This window comes from Geobacillus sp. FSL K6-3411, assembly GCF_037965715.1.
GTDB classification, from domain to species: domain Bacteria; phylum Bacillota; class Bacilli; order Bacillales; family Anoxybacillaceae; genus Geobacillus; species Geobacillus thermodenitrificans.
The window spans coordinates 1,576,980-1,594,264 of the sequence record NZ_CP150187.1; the positions used below are offsets into that span (position 1 = coordinate 1,576,980).

The following is a 17,285-nucleotide window of genomic DNA, read 5'->3' on the forward strand; positions in this document are numbered from 1 at the left end:
GATGAGTACAGTGACGAGTGAGCGGACGGGCAGCCCGGCGTGCGCAACCGCAAGCCTTGGCAACTACCGGTTTGCCGACTTGCCCGACCCGAGCAAATGGGCGGATTGCGTTCATTGCGGTATGTGTTTAGAGTCGTGTCCGACGTACGAACAAACCGGTGAAGAACAACATTCTCCACGTGGTCGTGTTCACTTGATGAAGTCGGTCGGTGAAGGGAAGCTTGATTTAACGCCGGATTTGCTTGACCCGATTTTTACGTGCTTAGACTGCCGCGCCTGTACGACAGCGTGTCCGGCTGATGTTGATGTCGGCGGTCTCATTGAACAAGTGCGCGGCCAGCTCCGCCAGGCGGTGCCGCTCACGGGGTGGAAGGCGCTTGTGAACGACTTCTTCTTAAAAGGGATATTCCCGCATCCGTCGCGCCTTGATTGGCTTGGTCGTCTGCTGAAGCTGTACCAACAAAGTGGACTGCAGACAGTGGCGCGCAAAACGGGGATGCTGCGGGTAATGCCGGACCATTTGGCCGAGATGGAAGCGATTTTGCCGAAGGTCGGCACGCCGGTGCGGAAAAAGTATAGGAACGAGCCGTTGATTAAGGCAAAAGGGGAAACAAAGCGGACGGTCGCGATCTTGACTGGCTGCATCATGGACGTGATGTTCTCAGATATTAACGAAGCGACGATCCGCGTGTTGACCCGTAACGGCAACGATGTCGTCATCGTCTCTGATCAGACGTGTTGCGGGGCGCTTCACGTTCATGCCGGCGACCGCGAAACGGGGCGGAAGCTCGCCAAGCAAAACATCGAGGCGTTTCAAGGTGTGGACCATGTGATCGTCAACGCCGCTGGCTGCGGTGCGATGTTGAAAGAATATCCGGAATTGTTCCGCCATGATCCAGAATGGCATGAAAAGGCGGAACAGTTTGCCGCGAAAGTCGAGGATGTGTCTAAATTTTTGTATGATACGGGCTTCAAGGCGCCAAAAGCAGAATTGAATGTGCGCCTCACGTATCACGATGCGTGCCATTTAGCTCATGGACAAGGCATCCGTAAGGAGCCGCGCGCCGTCATTGAAAGCATTCCAGGCGTGGAGATGGTCGCCATGCCGAACGCTGACCGCTGCTGCGGCAGTGCAGGGATCTACAACCTCACCCATCCGGACATGGCGCAAGCAGTGCTTGAAAGCAAAATGCAAAACGTGCCACAAGATGTGGAGCTCATCTCGATGGGCAACCCGGGCTGCATGTTGCAAATGGCGCTGGGCGTCATGAAGCATGGGCGAAATCAAAAAATCGTCCATACGGTGCAATTGCTCGATTGGGCATACCAAAAAGAGGAAGGGAAGGACGTGCGCATATGAGAAAACGGCCCATTGCAACGAATGACCCGCATATTCGGGCGCTTGCCCGCATCGTTGGGGAAGAGGCGATTTTGTATCGGAAAGAAGACTTAATCGCCTATGACTGTGACGGTTTCACCGTCCATCGCCATTTGCCCAAGGCGGTCGTGTTCCCAAACAGCACTGAGGAAGTGGCGGCGGTCGTCAAATATTGTCATGAGCATGAGCTGCCGTTTCTTGCCCGCGGTGCCGGCACGGGGCTAAGCGGTGGAGCGATTCCATTAAACGGAGAAGTCATTATCAGCCTGACAAGGATGAAGCGGCTTTTGCACGTCGATCTCGAAAACCGGCGCGCTGTCGTCGAGCCAGGGTTTGTCAACTTGAAGTTGACGAATTCCGTCGCCCACCGCGGCTACTACTACGCGCCTGACCCGTCAAGCCAATATTGCTGCACGATCGGCGGCAATGTTGCGGAAAACGCCGGTGGCGCCCATTGCTTAAAATACGGAGTGACGACCAACCATATTTTGGGACTTGAAGTAGTCTTACCTGATGGTGAAGTGATTGAAATCGGGGGAAACGGTGTTCCCGACCCACCCGGCTACGACTTGCTCGGGCTGTTGACCGGATCGGAAGGGACGCTCGGCATCGTAACGAAAATTACCGTTCGCTTGCTAAAAAATCCAGAGGCGAAACAGACGGTGCTTGCGTATTTTGATGAAGTGGAAGATGCCAGCCAAACCGTTTCCGACATTATTTCGGCCGGAATTGTGCCGGCGGCGCTCGAGATGATGGATCAAACGGCCATCGAGGCGGTCGAAGCAGCTGCGTTTCCAGTCGGACATCCAAAAGATATTGCCGCACTTTTACTTATTGAAGTGGACGGCATTTCCGCCGGGATTGGCGAACAAATTGACGATATTTTAACGATTTGCCGCCACCATCATGTGCGCGAAGTGAAAGTCGCTGAGTCGGAAGAAGAACGCGCTCGCTGGTGGGCGAATCGGAAAACCGGCTTTGGTGCCATGGGGGCGATATCACCCGACTATTTAGTGCAAGACGGCGTCATTCCGCGCAGCCGGCTGCCTGAAGTGTTGCGAGAAATTGCGAACATTAGCCGCAAGTATGGACTGAGAATCGCGAACATTTTCCACGCTGGTGACGGCAACTTGCATCCGCTCGTCTTGTTTGACGCCAGCCAACCAGGGGAGACGGAGCGGGCGCTTGCGGCCGGAAGTGAATGTCTCAAGGCGTGCGCGGCCGTCGGCGGGTCGATTACCGGGGAGCACGGCGTCGGTCTTGAGAAAAAAGAAGAGATGCGCTTTATTTTCAGCGATGAAGAAATCTTGGCGCAAACGGCGATCCGAGACGTGTTCAATCCGAAAAACTTGCTCAACGCGGGCAAGCTGTTCCCAACACCGGGGCGGTGTGTAGAGACAAAACAGGTGTCGTCGACAGTAAAATGAAAATTTTACAAAAACGATTGTCAGCGGTTTCGTTTCATGATATCATCTTTTTAGATTAATTTAGAAACAGTGTTTCGCAATAAGAAACAAGAAAGGAGAAAGAAACGATGACTGAGTATGTGCAAGCGGGGACAATTCAAGTCGCGAAAGTGTTGTATGAGTTTGTCAATGAGGAGCTGTTGCCGAACAGCGGACTTGACCAAGACAAGTTTTGGAGCGATTTTGCCGCGCTGATCGCCGACTTGACGCCGCGCAATAAAGAGTTGCTTGCGCGTCGCGACGAGATTCAGGAGAAATTGAATGAGTGGTATAAAGAACACCGCGGCCGCTTTGATTTTCATGAATATAAAGCGTTTTTAACGGACATCGGCTATTTGGAGCCAGAAGTGGAGGATTTTGAGATTACGACTGACAATGTCGATGAAGAAATTGCCGTGCAAGCAGGGCCGCAGCTCGTCGTTCCGCTGACGAACGCCCGCTACGCGTTAAACGCTGCCAACGCCCGTTGGGGCAGCTTGTATGATGCGCTGTATGGCACGGACGCCATTAGTGAAGAAGACGGCGCCGAGCGCGGTTCGTCGTACAACCCGGTGCGCGGAGCGAAAGTCATTGCTTACGGGCGGCAATTTTTAGATGAAGCAGTACCGCTTGTGGAACACTCCCATAAGGATGCTGTCCAATACGCCATTGTTGATGGGAAGCTTGTCGTGACGACAGAAGGAGGGGCGACGACAGGGCTGAAAGAGCCGGAAAAACTCATCGGCTTCCAAGGCGAGCCGCAAAACCCGACGGCGGTGTTGCTGAAAAACAACGGCCTTCATATTGAAATTCAAATCGACCGTGAACATCCAGTCGGCAAAACAGATAAAGCCGGCATCAAAGACATCGTCTTAGAAGCGGCCGTGACGACGATTATGGACGGCGAAGATTCGGTCGCAGCTGTCGACGCCGAGGACAAAGTGGTCGTGTATCGCAACTTGTTCGGGTTGATTAAAGGCGATTTGACGGCGACGTTTGAGAAAAACGGGAAACGGCTGACGCGCACCTTGAATCCGGATCGTGAGTACAAAACGCCAGATGGCGGGGAGCTTGTGCTGCCGGGTCGTTCGCTCATGTTCGTGCGCAACGTCGGCCATTTGATGACAAACAACGCTATTTTGGATGCGAACGGCGAAGAAGTGTATGAAGGAATCATCGATGCGGTAGTTACGAGCTTAATCATGAAACATTCACTCATCGGCAACACGCGCTACTTGAACTCGCGCAAAGGCTCGATTTACATCGTCAAGCCGAAAATGCACGGATCGGCAGAAGTGGCATTTGCCAATGAGCTGTTTGACCGTGTCGAGGATATGCTCGGCCTTGAGCGGAATACGATTAAAATTGGTGTTATGGATGAAGAACGGCGGACATCGCTCAATTTGAAAAACTGCATTTACGAAGTGCGCGACCGCATCGTCTTCATTAATACCGGCTTCCTCGACCGGACTGGAGATGAGATTCATACATCGATGGAAGCAGGACCGATGCGGCGCAAAAACGATATGAAGTCGTCGACATGGCTGGCCGGCTATGAAAAATCGAACGTGGCGGTCGGGCTCGCAGCCGGATTCCGCGGCCGGGCACAAATCGGTAAAGGGATGTGGGCGATGCCGGACTTGATGGCGGAAATGCTGAAACAAAAAGGTGCGCAATTAAAAGCCGGCGCGAACACCGCATGGGTACCGTCTCCGACTGCTGCTACGCTCCATGCGCTCCATTATCATCAGGTGAACGTTGCTGCCGTACAAAATGAGCTGGCCAATGATCGGAATGATTATCGCGACGACATTTTGCAAATTCCGGTTGTCGACAACCCGCAATGGACGGCGGACGAAATTCAAGAAGAGCTCGACAACAACTGCCAAAGCATTTTAGGTTATGTTGTCCGTTGGATTGACCAAGGGATCGGCTGCTCGAAAGTGCCGGACATCCACAACATCGGATTGATGGAAGACCGGGCCACGCTCCGCATTTCGAGTCAAATTCTCGCCAACTGGCTTCACCACGGTATTTGCACGAAAGAGCAAGTGTTGGAGACGTTCAAACGGATGGCGAAAGTCGTCGACGAACAAAACGCCGGCGATCCGAACTACCGCCCGATGGCGCCAAACTACGACGATTCAGTGGCGTTCCAAGCGGCATGCGATCTCGTGTTCCTCGGCTATGAACAGCCAAATGGTTATACGGAGCCGATTTTGCATCGTCGCCGCCAAGAAGCAAAAGCAAAATTTGCTGCCGTTCAACAGTAAGCGATCCATTGCAAATGAACAAGGGCCGAGCGCCCTTGTTCATTCCTACTCTTATTGATTAGAAAATTCAAAAAATAATAGAAAGGGGGCAGCTCCTAGTTGCTACTGGCCGGTTACAGAACGCAAAGCAGCATGAAGGCGGCATAGATGGGACGAGGTTAGTAGCTAGGGATTGGTTATGGAAAATTTGCGGGAACGAGCATTACTTGTCCACCGACAGGCAAAAGGAAAACTGTCGGTTGAAGTGAAAGTGCCTGTTGTGGATGCAAATGACTTAAGCGTCATTTATTCGCCGGGAGTGGCTGAACCGTGCAAAGAAATTTACGCCAACAAAGATGAGATGTATGACTATACGATAAAAGGCAATTTCGTCGCCGTTGTTTCCAACGGTACTGCGGTGCTCGGGCTCGGCAACATCGGTGCGCGGGCGGCGCTTCCGGTGATGGAAGGGAAAGCCGCCTTGTTTAAAGCGTTCGCCGGCATTGATGCGGTGCCGCTTTGCTTAGACACCGAGGACCCAGAACAAATCATCCAAACTGTCAAACTGCTCGAGCCAACATTTGGTGGTATCAATTTGGAGGATATTTCCGCCCCTGCCTGCTTTATCATTGAAGAGCGGCTGCGCCAAGAAATGGCGATCCCTGTGTTTCACGATGATCAGCACGGTACGGCTATTGTCGTCGCCGCTGGGCTGACGAACGCCTTGAAAGTTGTCGGCAAACGGCTCGCCGATTGTCGGGTTGTCATCAACGGTGCAGGCGCTGCCGGGGTGGCGATCGCCAAACTGCTGTTGTCGATCGGGGTCGGCGACCTCATTGTTTGTGATACAAAAGGCGCGATTTATGAAGGGCGCCCACACGGTATGAATGCCATGAAAGAGGAATTAGCAAAACAGACGAATCAGCGCCGTGTTTCCGGGATGCTGGAAGAGGTGATTTCAGGTGCCGACGTGTTTATCGGCGTCTCAGTTGCCGGTGCGCTGACGCCGGCAATGGTTCGGTCGATGAACCGGGGGGCGATTGTATTCGCCTTGGCCAATCCGGTGCCGGAAATCATGCCGGATGAGGCGAAAGCCGCAGGCGCTGCCGTCGTGGCAACCGGCCGCTCAGACTTGCCGAACCAAGTGAACAATGTGCTGGCGTTCCCCGGCATCTTCCGCGGTGCGCTCGATGTGCGGGCGACGCAAATTAACGAGGCGATGAAAATCGCTGCTGCCGAAGCCATCGCCGGGCTCATTCAGCCGGAAGAACTGACTGAGGAGTACGTCATCCCGAACCCGTTTGACCAACGTGTTGTGGCGGCGGTCGCTTCTGCTGTTGCCCGTGCTGCCATCGAGACCGGGGTGGCTCGGAACAAGGAGAAATATGAGGGAAAAACCTTGTTAGAGAGGGGTAACCACCAATGAAGTTTGCCCGTTTTATCGCCGCTGGCGAGATTCGCACCGGTGTAGTGAGCGGCGAAGTCATCCGTGAAATTGAAGGAGACATGTTTACGGCTTGGGATTATACCGGCAACGTATTTCACTGCAATGACGTTTCGTTTGTGGCACCGCTTGTGCCGCGCCATGTGATCGGCATTGGCGCTAACTACGTGGCAGCGCGTGAACAACTGCCGGCTCAACTGCCGGACATTCCTGTCTTTTTCTTTAAACCGTCTTCATCGGTCATCGGTCCGGAAGCGGACATTGTCATTCCAAACGGAATCGACGAAGTGAAGTTTGAATCTGAGCTGGCTGTTGTCATCGGCAAAGAGGCAAAACAAGTGAGCGAGGAGAACGTATGGGCGTACATTTTTGGTTATACGGTCGCCAACGATGTCACTGCGCCACAATTTTTCCATCCAGATGGGCATTGGACGGTTGGAAAATCGTTCGATACGTTCACACCGCTAGGGCCGGTTATTGAAACGGAACTCGAGCCACGGTCGGTGTCGGTTAAAGCGCGGGTCAATGGCGAGGAAAAACAAAACAGTCCGACCGAGCTGATGATTATCTCGATCAGCAAAATGATTTCGTATTTGTCTTCTGTGATGACGCTGCAGCCGGGTGATGTCATTTTAACGGGAAGCCCAGTTGGCGCTGAGCTTGTCGGTCCGGGAACTGTCATTGAGTGCGAAGTGGACGGCATCGGCACGCTCCGCAATACGTTCGTCGCCGCCAAAGCGCCGGCCGTCTCTTCCTAGCAAGGATCACACGCTATGTTCCGCTGTTTAGGAGAGGCGCTTATCGGCGTAGTGCCCGACGTGACACGGCGTCGCCTTCTGTGCCCGCTGCTGCCGAGGCGCCTGCAAACGCCCGGCCGTTCGTGTATAATGGCGAGTGGAGAGAACAAATCGAGGTGAACAAAATGGAAAAAGAGAATATCGTCAAGTCTGTCAGCCGGGCACTTCAGATTATTGACATCGTCAGCACGAAAAAAGATGGGCTGGGTGTTACGGAAATCGCTAAACAAATGGACATTAACAAAAGCTCAGTGTACCGCATTTTAACGACGCTCGCCCAGCATGGTTATATCGAGCAGCATCCGGAAACAGAGCGATATAAGCTCGGTTATAAGTTTTTAGAAATTAGCTCGAAATTGCTTGATTCGATCGATTTGCGCCAAGAGGCGCGGCCGTATTTGCGCCAGCTTGAAAAAGAAACGAACGAAGTCGTCCATCTCGTCGTCTATGATCAAGGGGAAGTCATTTATATTGAAAAATTAGAGGGAACGGAAACGCTGCGCATGCATTCGAAAGTCGGCAAGCGGGCGCCGATGCATTGTACAGCGGTCGGCAAGGCGATTTTAGCTTATTTGCCGCCAACAGTTACCGCAGAGATCATCGATCGGAAAGGGCTGCCCAAGCATACCGATTTGACGATCACGGACCGCGAGGCGTTTTTCCGTGAGCTCGATTCCGTCCGGCAAAACGGATATGCACTCGATTTGGAAGAAAACGAGTATGGCATCCGTTGTGTGGCTGTTCCGATTTTTGATTACACCGGCAGTGTTGTTGCTGCTGTCAGCGTCTCCGGCCCGACGATTCGCATGACGGATGACCGTATCGCCGGGCTCGCTATGCGCATGCGCCAGATCGGCAAGGAACTCTCTGCTCGGCTTGGCCATCGATCGGCCCATTCCGTCCAGCTGTAACAGCTGGGCGTTTTTTTCTGTAGCCGGCTATAGCGTCGACAGTACATCATGGCGAGGCATGCCATCTAATAGGTGATAAGCGTTGTATCAAAAACTCCACACGGGCTATTTCCGTGAGCATCACGGGGCAAGCAGAGACAGGGGAAGGGGCATGGGGAGAGCAGTTTGCTTTGGCTGCCGCTGTTTTTTGCCATGCAAATAGAAGGAGTAGGCTATTCTCTCTTATTTCTTGTAAAATAGAAACGAGGTGATTTGCAACGTGAAAAAACAGACGCTTTCTGAATGGATCGAACAGCTCCGCCAAGATCCGAATGTCGTGTATTGGCACGAAATCGAACCAAAAGAAGCTGATACGGTCCCGTTTCCAGCCGAGATCGACGCGCGGCTGCGCGCGGCGCTTGAAGCGCGCGGCATCGCCTCGCTTTATACGCACCAAGCGGCGGCGTATGAGGCGGTGCAAAGCGGGCGGAATGTTGTTGCTGTGACACCGACTGCTTCCGGAAAAACGCTTTGTTACAATTTGCCTGTGCTTCAGGCGATCGCTAAAGCGCCCGAAAGCCGCGCCCTCTACTTATTTCCAACCAAAGCGCTCGCTCAAGACCAAAAAAATGAATTGAACGAAATAATCGCTGAGATGGACGTGCCGATTTATAGCTATACATATGACGGCGATACAGCACCGGCGTTGCGGCAAAAAATCCGCCAAGCCGGCCATATTGTAATCACGAATCCGGATATGCTTCATACGGCGATTTTGCCGCATCATACGAAATGGATTTCACTGTTTGAACAGTTGCGTTATGTCGTCATCGATGAACTGCATACATATCGAGGGGTGTTTGGCAGCCATGTGGCAAACGTCATCCGCCGCTTAAAACGAATATGTGCGTTTTACGGCAGCCAGCCGACATTTATTTGTACGTCAGCAACGATTGCTAATCCGCAAGAGCTGGCTGAGCGGTTGACCGGCGAGCCGATGACGCTCATTGACAACAACGGGGCACCGCGCGGGCGGAAACATATCGTATTTTACAACCCGCCGGTCGTCGAACGGACGATGAACGTTCGCCAAAGCGCAACAAAAACAGCGGTGGAACTGGCACGGCAACTGCTTGTCAATCGCATCCCGACGATTGTTTTTGCCCGCAGCCGCGTCCGTACCGAACTCATTTTGAGCCATTTGCAGGCGGCGGTGAAGGAACGGATTGGCGAAACGACGATTCGAGGCTACCGCGGTGGCTATTTGCCGAATGAACGGCGTGCCATTGAAAACGGGCTACGCAATGGGGACATTATCGGCGTGGTCAGTACGAACGCACTCGAGCTTGGCGTCGATATCGGCCAGCTGCAGGCGTGCATTTTGACCGGCTATCCGGGAACGATCGCCAGCACGTGGCAGCAAGCCGGGCGTGCCGGACGGCGTCATGGCGACTCGCTTGTGATTATGGTTGCCAGCTCGAGTCCGCTTGACCAATATATCGTCTCCCATCCGGAATACTTTTTCGCCCGTTCTCCGGAGACGGCCCGCATCAATCCAGACAATATGCTCATTTTGGTCGATCATTTGAAATGTGCCGCATATGAGCTTCCGTTCCGGCGCGGCGAGACGTTTGGCGGCATCGACGTTGAAGACGTGCTCGACTTTCTGGTCGACCAAGGAGTGCTTCACGAGCGGGCCGGGCGTTGGCATTGGATGAGTGATGCCTTTCCGGCGCAAAACATTAGCTTGCGCTCGGCGGCCCAGGAAAATGTGGTAATCATCGATATTTCAAATATAGCGCGCCACCGCGTCATCGGCGAAATGGACCGCTTCAGCGCCATGACGCTGCTCCATGAAGAAGCGATTTATTTGCACGAAGGGACGCAATATCAGGTTGAAAAGCTTGACTGGGAGGAGAAAAAAGCGTACGTCCGCCAAGTCGATGTCGAGTATTTCACCGATGCCAATTTGGCTGTACAGCTTGACGTGCTGTCTAATGACCGGAGCGAAGAGCGCGGGGCGATGGCGGTGCACTACGGTGATGTGTCCGTCCGGGCGATGTCGACGATTTTTAAAAAATTGAAACTGTCAACGTTTGAAAATATCGGCTCGGGACCGATTCGCCTTCCGGAAGAAACGCTTCATACGTCGGCAGCATGGTTTGAATGGAAAGAAGTTCCATCGGAATTTTCCCCAGCATTATTCGAACATTTGCTTGTCGGCCTCGCCAACGTGCTCAGCCATCTTGTTCCGATCTTTGTCATGTGCGACCGCTCGGACGTTCACGTTGTTCCACAGCTGAAGGCGCCGCACTCCGGACGGCCGACGATTTTTCTTTACGACCGCTATCCGGGCGGTGTCGGCTTATCGGAAGCTGTATTTGAACGGTATGAAGAAATACTCGAGAACGTAAAGGAATGGGTGAAGCGCTGTCCGTGCAGCGATGGTTGCCCGTCATGCATCGGCGTTTCCGACACAGGGGGGCAGCCGGTGAAGCGTGAGCTTATTCAGTTTTTAGATGAACAGCTTGCAGTATGGAGCGGCTCGCTTGTTTCGCACCGCAGTTGTGAAGAAAACTGAGTGGCGTCGCCAAGCTTGAGTGCCAGCGGGCGGGGAAACTAAAGCGGCTTTCTTGAGCGTTCGCGCGCTAAATTTAATTTATAGAAGGAAGAGAGCGAGCGGAAAGGAGGAGGGTGAATGAAACCGAAGCTGTCGCAGTGGAAAGAGCTGCTTGCCGCTCGGCACAAAAAAAAGACGGCGGATGAAAAGAACGAAATGGAACCGAGCGAACGTGGGGCGACGGACGTGCCTTATGTTGACATTTGGCAGGAATACGGGACGAAGCCGTACTGGTTTGCCGGGGATTATTGCCTCATCCGGGAGACGGTGTACCCGCTTGATTATCAGCATGGCTGCTATCGTCTTGGGGCGCTGCATGATGTGCACCGGCGCTGGCAGGAAGCGTCGTTTTCCCACCCGCTCTCGTGCCGCGGATTCGCTGTTAGCGACCTATTCTTTTTTGACACAGAAACGATGGGGCTTTCAAGCGGAGTGGGAACGGTCATGTTTCTGCTCGGCCATGCCCGCGTCCTTGGCGATCGCATCATCATCCGCCAGCACGTTTTGCCGCATCCGGGGGCGGAGGTGGCGCTGTATCAAAGCTTTTTATCCGATGTCGACTATACGACTCTTGTTACGTATAATGGAAAGGCGTTCGACTGGCCGCGGCTAAAAACACGCCATGCCCTTGTCCGCGACATGGTGCCGAAGCTGCCGGCGTTTGGTCACTTTGATTTGTATCACGCCGCTCGTCGTTTATGGAAAGACAAGCTCGATTCGCTTCGCCTAGCGGAGGTCGAAAAGCACATTCTTCAGATTGAGCGGGATGATGATGTGCCCGGCTTTTTGGCACCGATGATATACCAGGAATTTTTGCAAACGCCTCATCCGGATCGGATTATGCCGGTATTGCGCCACAACGAACAAGACGTGTTGTCGCTCATTGCGCTCTACATCCATTTATCGATTCAGTTGCTCGAAGCGATGCAGATCTCTGACCCGCGGGAGCAGCTGGCCGCGGCCCGTTGGCTCGAAGCGGTGGGGGAAACGGCGGCTGCTCGGGGTGTGTATGAACAAGCGAGCAGCAAAGAGGTGAAAGAAGCGCAGGCGGCGAAATGGCAGCTGTCGCTTTTGTATCGGAGAGAAAGGCGCTATGAAGAGGCGGTTGCCATTTGGCGCGACTTGTTCAATCATGGAAGCGCCTCTTGGAAGACGAAAGCCGGTCTTGAGCTGGCAAAAGCGTATGAGCATCATTTTCGCGATGCAGCCGAAGCGCACCGCTATGCCGCCGCAGCGTATGAAGCCTGGTGCTCGCTTGCCAAAGCAAGTCGGCAAGGCATGGAGAAGGAGGAACAGGAGTGGCGCAAGCGGCTTGAGCGGTTAACGCGCAAGAAAAATAAGTTAGGGAAATGATAGGCCCATTTCCCTGGCAAGCGCAAAATATGACAGAAAAATAAAAAAATTTTCCTTTTCGTTTCGAATCTTGTAGAAAAAAAGAAAAATGTGTACAATGGCATCGGAGTGAACGAAAACGATGGCAGGGAGAAGAGCGCGATGCGGAGCATGTACAAAAAAATTTTGTACCTCTTTTTTATTGTTATTGGCTTGACGTTTGTCGTTTTCCATTATGTGTATTAACGCAGTAATTCGTGAACGTTTTCCCAAATGAGGCTATGGCCGAACCGGGTTGCGCGGCGTCTTGAAATCGCGGGGCGGAGGAATAAGTGCGGCTGTCATTATGTATAAAATGGGTGCTTACACTAGTACAAGACCGACCTGTTCATCATAGGCTAGTATTGTCAATCAATAGCTTAGATGATGAAAGGAGAAGGATGCTATGCATTGCCCACCGTATGTGACGGCGCCGATCGTCCATCCGCCTCTATGCCGTGTTCAACACCATTTCCAAGCAACGATTGTACCACACATTCATCCATCACACACAACACACGTTTTTCATCACTTGTATGAACATCGTCATTATTTCCCGCATACGGAATCGGCTGTTGCTCAGGACGCCAACCGGCACTTGTGTTGTCCGGGGCCGATGGGGCCGTTTCCAGCTAGATACTAGATGTGAAAAACAGGGGCCGCTTCGTCGGCTTCTGTTTTTTTGGCGGCGAATGGCCAACGCTGCCGGTTGTGTCGTCTTGGTTAGCGAGCGTTTTTCCGCGCGGGCAGGAAGGTTGCCTTCTAGCGTTATGTTGTCTGATTCTACGTGTTCGGCAGCACAAACATCAATTGACAACCGGCGTAATTTCTGAAAAAATAAAGGAAAGATGATTGTTGAATGCGGATTTGAGGTGAAAAGCCATGTCAGCCAATCAGGTAAAACTGACACCAAAAGACATTTTGGAAAAGGAATTTAAGGTAAGTATGCGGGGGTACAATCAAGACGAAGTGGATCAATTTTTGGACATCGTTATTAAAGATTACGAGGCGTTCCAGCAAGAACTTGACGAGCTGCGCCAAGAAAATGCCCGACTGAAGCGGCAAGTTGAGGAGTTGCAAAAGCGGCCGACCACGCCGACAGGGACGACGAACTACGATATTTTGCAGCGCCTGTCGAACTTAGAGAAACATGTGTTCGGCCGGAAGCTGTATGAATAGATAGTTAGAAGAACAAGGTCAGTATATAAAAATAACAAAATTTCCCTCTTGATTTCATTCGAAAAATCATCTATACTGTAAGATGCTCGCAACGTTAATCATGTTCGGGTAATCGCTGCGGCCGGTTTCGGCCGTAGAGGAAAGTCCATGCTCGCACGGTGCTGAGATGCCCGTAGTGTTCGTGCCTAGCGAATCCATAAGCTAGGGCAGTCTGGCTTCGGCTGGGCTGACGGCGGGGAAAGAACCTACGTCCGAATGCGGATATGGTTCGATTACCCTGAAAGTGCCACAGTGACGGAGCTCTAAGGGAAACCTTAGAGGTGGAACGCGGTAAACCCCACGAGCGAGAAACCCAAATGATGGTAGGGGCACCTTCCCGAAGGAAATGAACGGAGGGAAGGACAGGCGACGCGTGTTGCCTGTAGATAGATGATTACCGCCGGAGTACGAGGCGAAAAGCCGTTGGCAGTACGAAGGTACAGAACATGGCTTACAGAACATGATTAACGTGGTGATGGAAGCGTGAAAAGCCCTCCTGCATGAAGGAGGGCTTTTCGTTTGCGTGTTTTTCGCAACTAGGTGGATATAATGGAAGTATGTCCAATTGGTGCAATACATACCGTTTGCGAGGGGGAATAGAATGAAATCATTTTCCATCATTGCGACGGCTGCGATGGGGCTCGAGTCGGTTGTTGCCGAAGAAGTGCGACGGCTCGGCTACGAATGCCGGGTGGAGAACGGCAAAGTGGCGTTCGAAGGCGATGCGCTCGCCATTTGCCGAGCCAACCTTTGGCTGCGCACCGCCGACCGCGTGAAACTGAAAGTTGGCGAATTTCGAGCGACGACGTTCGAGGAGCTGTTTGAACAGACGAAAGCATTGCCGTGGGCCGATTATTTGCCGAAAGACGCTGAGTTTCCGGTCATCGGGAAATCGGTGAAGTCGACGTTGTTTAGCATTTCAGACTGTCAAGCTATCGTCAAAAAAGCGGTCGTGGAAAGTTTAAAAGAGCGCTACCACCTGTCATGGTTTCCCGAAACCGGCCCGCTTTGCCGCATTGAAGTAGCCCTTCATAAAGACATTGCCACGTTGACAATTGATACAAGCGGTGTCGGGTTGCATAAGCGCGGCTACCGTGCTCGTCAAGGAGAAGCGCCGCTTCGGGAAACGCTTGCCGCTGCCTTAGTATTGCTCACGAACTGGACGCCGGATCGCCCGTTTGTCGATCCGTTTTGCGGTTCGGGCACGATCGCCATCGAAGCGGCGCTCATCGGGCAAAACATCGCCCCTGGGTTTAACCGCGATTTCGTTTCTGAACAATGGCCTTGGATCGGGGAGCGCGCATGGAATGAAGCACGCCAAGAAGTGGAAGATATGGCACGCTATGATGAGCCATTGGATATTTGCGGGATTGACCTTGACCCACACATGGTGGAAATGGCCAAGGCGAATGCAGCCGAAGCTGGGTTGGCCGATCTCATTTCTTTTCAAACAGGACGGGCGGAACAGTTTCGGACAGATAAATCGTACGGGGTGATTGTCAGTAATCCGCCATACGGTGAACGGCTCGGCGAACGGCGGGAGGTCGAAGCCCTCTACCGCGCCATCGGCCGCACTTTCTCCGCCTTAGACACATGGTCGGTATACATTTTAACTGCCCATCGCGGCTTTGAAACTCATTATGGCCGCCCGGCGACGAAGCGGCGCAAGCTGTTTAATGGCTTTATTGAGACGCATTACTATCAATATTGGGGGCCGCGGCCGCCACGCCGAAGCTAGAAGTTGACTTCTCGACGGTCATCCATCATAATATAATCTTGTTACTAGAATTAAGGCGCGCAACGATGTGGTTGCGCGCTTATGCATGATGATGCCGGGGGACTTTATGTCAATTGGAGGGGTGGCGGTGATGAGCCATAAACGTTATCCGTTTCTGTTAGAAAAAAACGAAAACTTTTTTGATAAGCTCAGCCAGTGGATCGGTGATGTCTTTTACGATACGTTGCCGGAGGCCGGCTTTGAGCTGCGCGATGAGCAAGTTTATATGGCGTTCCAGCTCGAGCGCGCATTTCGCGAAAAAAAGGTGATGTTTGCCGAAGCCGGAGTCGGTACAGGGAAGACGATCGTCTACTTGCTATACGCGATTTGTTACGCACGTTATACCGGCAAGCCGGCCATCATCGCCTGTGCAGATGAAACGCTTATTGAGCAGCTCGTCAAAAAAGAAGGAGATATCGCCAAATTGTCCAATGTGCTCGGGCTGCATATTGATGTCCGACTGGCGAAATCACCCGATCAATATTTATGTTTAAACAAGCTTGAAGAAGTGACGACATACGACGATGGCGATATTGAGCTATATGAACAAATTTATGACAATCTGCCGGCTTTCGTCCATGACAATAAAACGATGCAGTCGTTTTATCGTTACGGCGACCGGAAAGAATACGCCCATTTAACCGATGAGCAATGGAAAAAAATCGCCTGGGATCCGTTTCAAGATTGTTTTACGTGTGAAAAGCGGCACCGTTGCGGTCAGACGCTTTGGCGCGACTATTACCGGAAAGCGGCCGATTTGATCGTCTGTTCACACGACTTTTATATGGAGCATGTGTGGACGTACGAGGCGCGCAAGCGGGAAGGACAACTGCCGCTCTTGCCGGAGGCGAGCTGCGTCGTGTTCGACGAAGGACACTTGCTTGAGTTTGCCGCACAAAAGGCGCTTACATACCGAATGAAAGAGACGACGCTTGAGATGTTGCTGACGCGGCTTCTTGAAAACGATATTCGCGAAGAACTCGCCTATTTAATTGAAGAAACCATCGAAACGAGTGGGCGCTTTTTTACCGAATTGAAAGCGTGCGCGAAAGACATCCCTGGCTCAAACCGGAAAGAAATTTCACCGTCGCCGCAGCCCGAGCGCTGGGCGAAGCGGCTGCGTGACCAAATCGTTAGAATCGGCAATGAGCTCGTGTTTGAAAGTGAAACGTATACGATTGACCATTATCAGCTGAATATTGTTGACGAATACTTAGACCAAATTCACTATTTGCTCGACTTGTTTTTAACAAGCGCTGATGCCATCGCGTGGCTCGAGTCGTCGCGCCAAGAGGCCACACTTGTTGTCATGCCGCACACTGTGCAAGAAGTACTGCGTGAAAAAGTGTTTGCGAAACGCATGCCGTTTATCTTCTCATCGGCGACGTTATCGAACGGCAAGTCATTTCAATATATGGCTGACAGCTTAGGGATCGATGACTATTTATCGTTCAGTGTGCCGTCGCCATTTGATTATGACGAGCAAATGACCATTTATATGCCGACGTTCCGCGCTAATGAGGCGCTGTTTGCTGAAAAATACGCCTATGCGATGAAGAAATTGCGTGAAACGGGCGGACGGGCGCTCATCTTGTTTCCAACGCGCGAGGAGCTGCTTCAGTTTAAAGAAGCGGCGGCCGGGGAACCGTTCTCATTTTTGTTTGAAGGCGACCGCGAGATTAGCGATTTAGTCGCCGAGTTCCAACGCAACGAAGAAACCGTGCTTTGTTCGGAACATTTATGGGAAGGGCTTGACATTCCGGGATCGTCGCTGTCCAATGTTATCATTTGGTCACTGCCATATCCGCCAAACGATCCAGTGTTTCAGGCGAAGCGGAAGGCATATAGCGATCCGTTTTGGGATGTCGATGTCCCGTATATGCTTCTCCGTCTCCGCCAAGGGGTCGGACGGCTCATCCGCACGCGCGATGATCGCGGCATCGTCTCCATTTTTGTTACCGACCAGGAAGACAAGCAGGTCATCGCTGCGATCAAATCGGTCTTGCCAACATCTGTGAGGGAAGAGTAGCGTTCTTCCCTCTTTTCTTTTGGTGAAAAATGACGTTTCTTCGCGATCAAGGAGGAAAAGAGCA

General features: G+C 52.4%; 13 protein-coding genes and 1 other RNA gene. All 14 read left to right on the top strand.

Annotated elements, in window-relative coordinates:
• The first annotated feature begins 1 nt into the window (after nucleotide 1).
• The 14 genes from NSQ22_RS07940 to NSQ22_RS08005 all read left to right on the top strand — a co-directional run bounded on the left by NSQ22_RS07940 (nucleotide 2) and on the right by NSQ22_RS08005 (nucleotide 17,221).
• Nucleotides 2–1,360, top strand: a complete 1,359-nt coding sequence (locus NSQ22_RS07940) for a (Fe-S)-binding protein (protein WP_008879332.1) — start codon at nucleotides 2–4, stop codon at nucleotides 1,358–1,360.
• On the top strand, nucleotides 1,357–2,805 hold the full coding sequence (locus tag NSQ22_RS07945) for an FAD-linked oxidase C-terminal domain-containing protein (RefSeq protein ID WP_081157382.1): 1,449 nt from the start codon (nucleotides 1,357–1,359) through the stop codon (nucleotides 2,803–2,805). Before NSQ22_RS07940 ends, NSQ22_RS07945 begins: the two co-directional genes overlap by 4 nt.
• 107 nt (nucleotides 2,806–2,912) lie before the next feature.
• Complete coding sequence (locus NSQ22_RS07950) at nucleotides 2,913–5,096, top strand: malate synthase G (RefSeq protein WP_081157383.1); 2,184 nt, start codon at nucleotides 2,913–2,915, stop codon at nucleotides 5,094–5,096.
• Nucleotides 5,097–5,274: 178 nt separating this feature from the next.
• Nucleotides 5,275–6,501, top strand: coding sequence for a malic enzyme-like NAD(P)-binding protein (locus NSQ22_RS07955; RefSeq protein ID WP_060475815.1), 1,227 nt, complete (start codon nucleotides 5,275–5,277; stop codon nucleotides 6,499–6,501).
• Entirely contained in the window at nucleotides 6,498–7,277 is a 780-nt protein-coding gene (locus NSQ22_RS07960) for a fumarylacetoacetate hydrolase family protein (protein ID WP_011887305.1), read from the top strand. The genes NSQ22_RS07955 and NSQ22_RS07960 overlap by 4 nt, the downstream gene beginning before the upstream one ends.
• 164 nt (nucleotides 7,278–7,441) lie before the next feature.
• Nucleotides 7,442–8,227, top strand: coding sequence for an IclR family transcriptional regulator (locus NSQ22_RS07965; RefSeq protein ID WP_008879327.1), 786 nt, complete (start codon nucleotides 7,442–7,444; stop codon nucleotides 8,225–8,227).
• A gap of 259 nt (nucleotides 8,228–8,486) precedes the next feature.
• Complete coding sequence (locus tag NSQ22_RS07970) at nucleotides 8,487–10,787, top strand: DEAD/DEAH box helicase (RefSeq protein WP_108437824.1); 2,301 nt, start codon at nucleotides 8,487–8,489, stop codon at nucleotides 10,785–10,787.
• A 117-nt stretch (nucleotides 10,788–10,904) separates the two neighbouring features.
• Nucleotides 10,905–12,179: a ribonuclease H-like domain-containing protein gene (locus NSQ22_RS07975; protein ID WP_108437823.1), complete on the top strand. Its 1,275-nt coding sequence runs from the start codon at nucleotides 10,905–10,907 to the stop codon at nucleotides 12,177–12,179.
• A 90-nt stretch (nucleotides 12,180–12,269) separates the two neighbouring features.
• On the top strand, nucleotides 12,270–12,404 hold the full coding sequence (locus NSQ22_RS07980; protein WP_255505869.1) for a hypothetical protein: 135 nt from the start codon (nucleotides 12,270–12,272) through the stop codon (nucleotides 12,402–12,404).
• 199 nt (nucleotides 12,405–12,603) lie between these two features.
• Entirely contained in the window at nucleotides 12,604–12,840 is a 237-nt protein-coding gene (locus tag NSQ22_RS07985) for a CotD family spore coat protein (RefSeq protein ID WP_108437822.1), read from the top strand.
• A 239-nt stretch (nucleotides 12,841–13,079) separates the two neighbouring features.
• Complete coding sequence (gene gpsB, locus NSQ22_RS07990; RefSeq protein ID WP_008879323.1) at nucleotides 13,080–13,376, top strand: cell division regulator GpsB; 297 nt, start codon at nucleotides 13,080–13,082, stop codon at nucleotides 13,374–13,376.
• Between the two features lie 100 nt (nucleotides 13,377–13,476).
• An RNA gene (gene rnpB / locus NSQ22_RS07995) (RNase P RNA component class B) lies at nucleotides 13,477–13,874 on the top strand.
• A gap of 142 nt (nucleotides 13,875–14,016) precedes the next feature.
• The gene (locus NSQ22_RS08000) at nucleotides 14,017–15,153 is read left to right on the top strand and encodes a class I SAM-dependent RNA methyltransferase (RefSeq protein ID WP_008879322.1); all 1,137 of its coding nucleotides are present in this window, start codon (nucleotides 14,017–14,019) and stop codon (nucleotides 15,151–15,153) included.
• Nucleotides 15,154–15,283: 130 nt separating this feature from the next.
• Nucleotides 15,284–17,221 carry an ATP-dependent DNA helicase gene (locus NSQ22_RS08005; RefSeq protein ID WP_008879321.1) on the top strand — a complete coding sequence of 646 codons (1,938 nt, stop codon included), beginning with the start codon at nucleotides 15,284–15,286 and terminating at the stop codon, nucleotides 17,219–17,221.
• Nucleotides 17,222–17,285: the final 64 nt, after the last annotated feature.

Excerpts from the sequence above, each read along its gene's own strand:
- NSQ22_RS08005 (WP_008879321.1), top strand. The coding sequence starts at position 15,284 with ATGAGCCATAAACGTTATCCGTTTCTGTTAGAAAAAAACGAAAACTTT.
- NSQ22_RS07975 (WP_108437823.1), top strand. The coding sequence starts at position 10,905 with ATGAAACCGAAGCTGTCGCAGTGGAAAGAGCTGCTTGCCGCTCGGCAC.
- NSQ22_RS07945 (WP_081157382.1), top strand. The coding sequence starts at position 1,357 with ATGAGAAAACGGCCCATTGCAACGAATGACCCGCATATTCGGGCGCTT.
- NSQ22_RS07940 (WP_008879332.1), top strand. The coding sequence starts at position 2 with ATGAGTACAGTGACGAGTGAGCGGACGGGCAGCCCGGCGTGCGCAACC.
- NSQ22_RS07965 (WP_008879327.1), top strand. The coding sequence starts at position 7,442 with ATGGAAAAAGAGAATATCGTCAAGTCTGTCAGCCGGGCACTTCAGATT.
- NSQ22_RS07950 (WP_081157383.1), top strand. The coding sequence starts at position 2,913 with ATGACTGAGTATGTGCAAGCGGGGACAATTCAAGTCGCGAAAGTGTTG.
- NSQ22_RS07985 (WP_108437822.1), top strand. The coding sequence starts at position 12,604 with ATGCATTGCCCACCGTATGTGACGGCGCCGATCGTCCATCCGCCTCTA.
- gpsB (WP_008879323.1), top strand. The coding sequence starts at position 13,080 with ATGTCAGCCAATCAGGTAAAACTGACACCAAAAGACATTTTGGAAAAG.
- NSQ22_RS07960 (WP_011887305.1), top strand. The coding sequence starts at position 6,498 with ATGAAGTTTGCCCGTTTTATCGCCGCTGGCGAGATTCGCACCGGTGTA.
- NSQ22_RS08000 (WP_008879322.1), top strand. The coding sequence starts at position 14,017 with ATGAAATCATTTTCCATCATTGCGACGGCTGCGATGGGGCTCGAGTCG.
- NSQ22_RS07955 (WP_060475815.1), top strand. The coding sequence starts at position 5,275 with ATGGAAAATTTGCGGGAACGAGCATTACTTGTCCACCGACAGGCAAAA.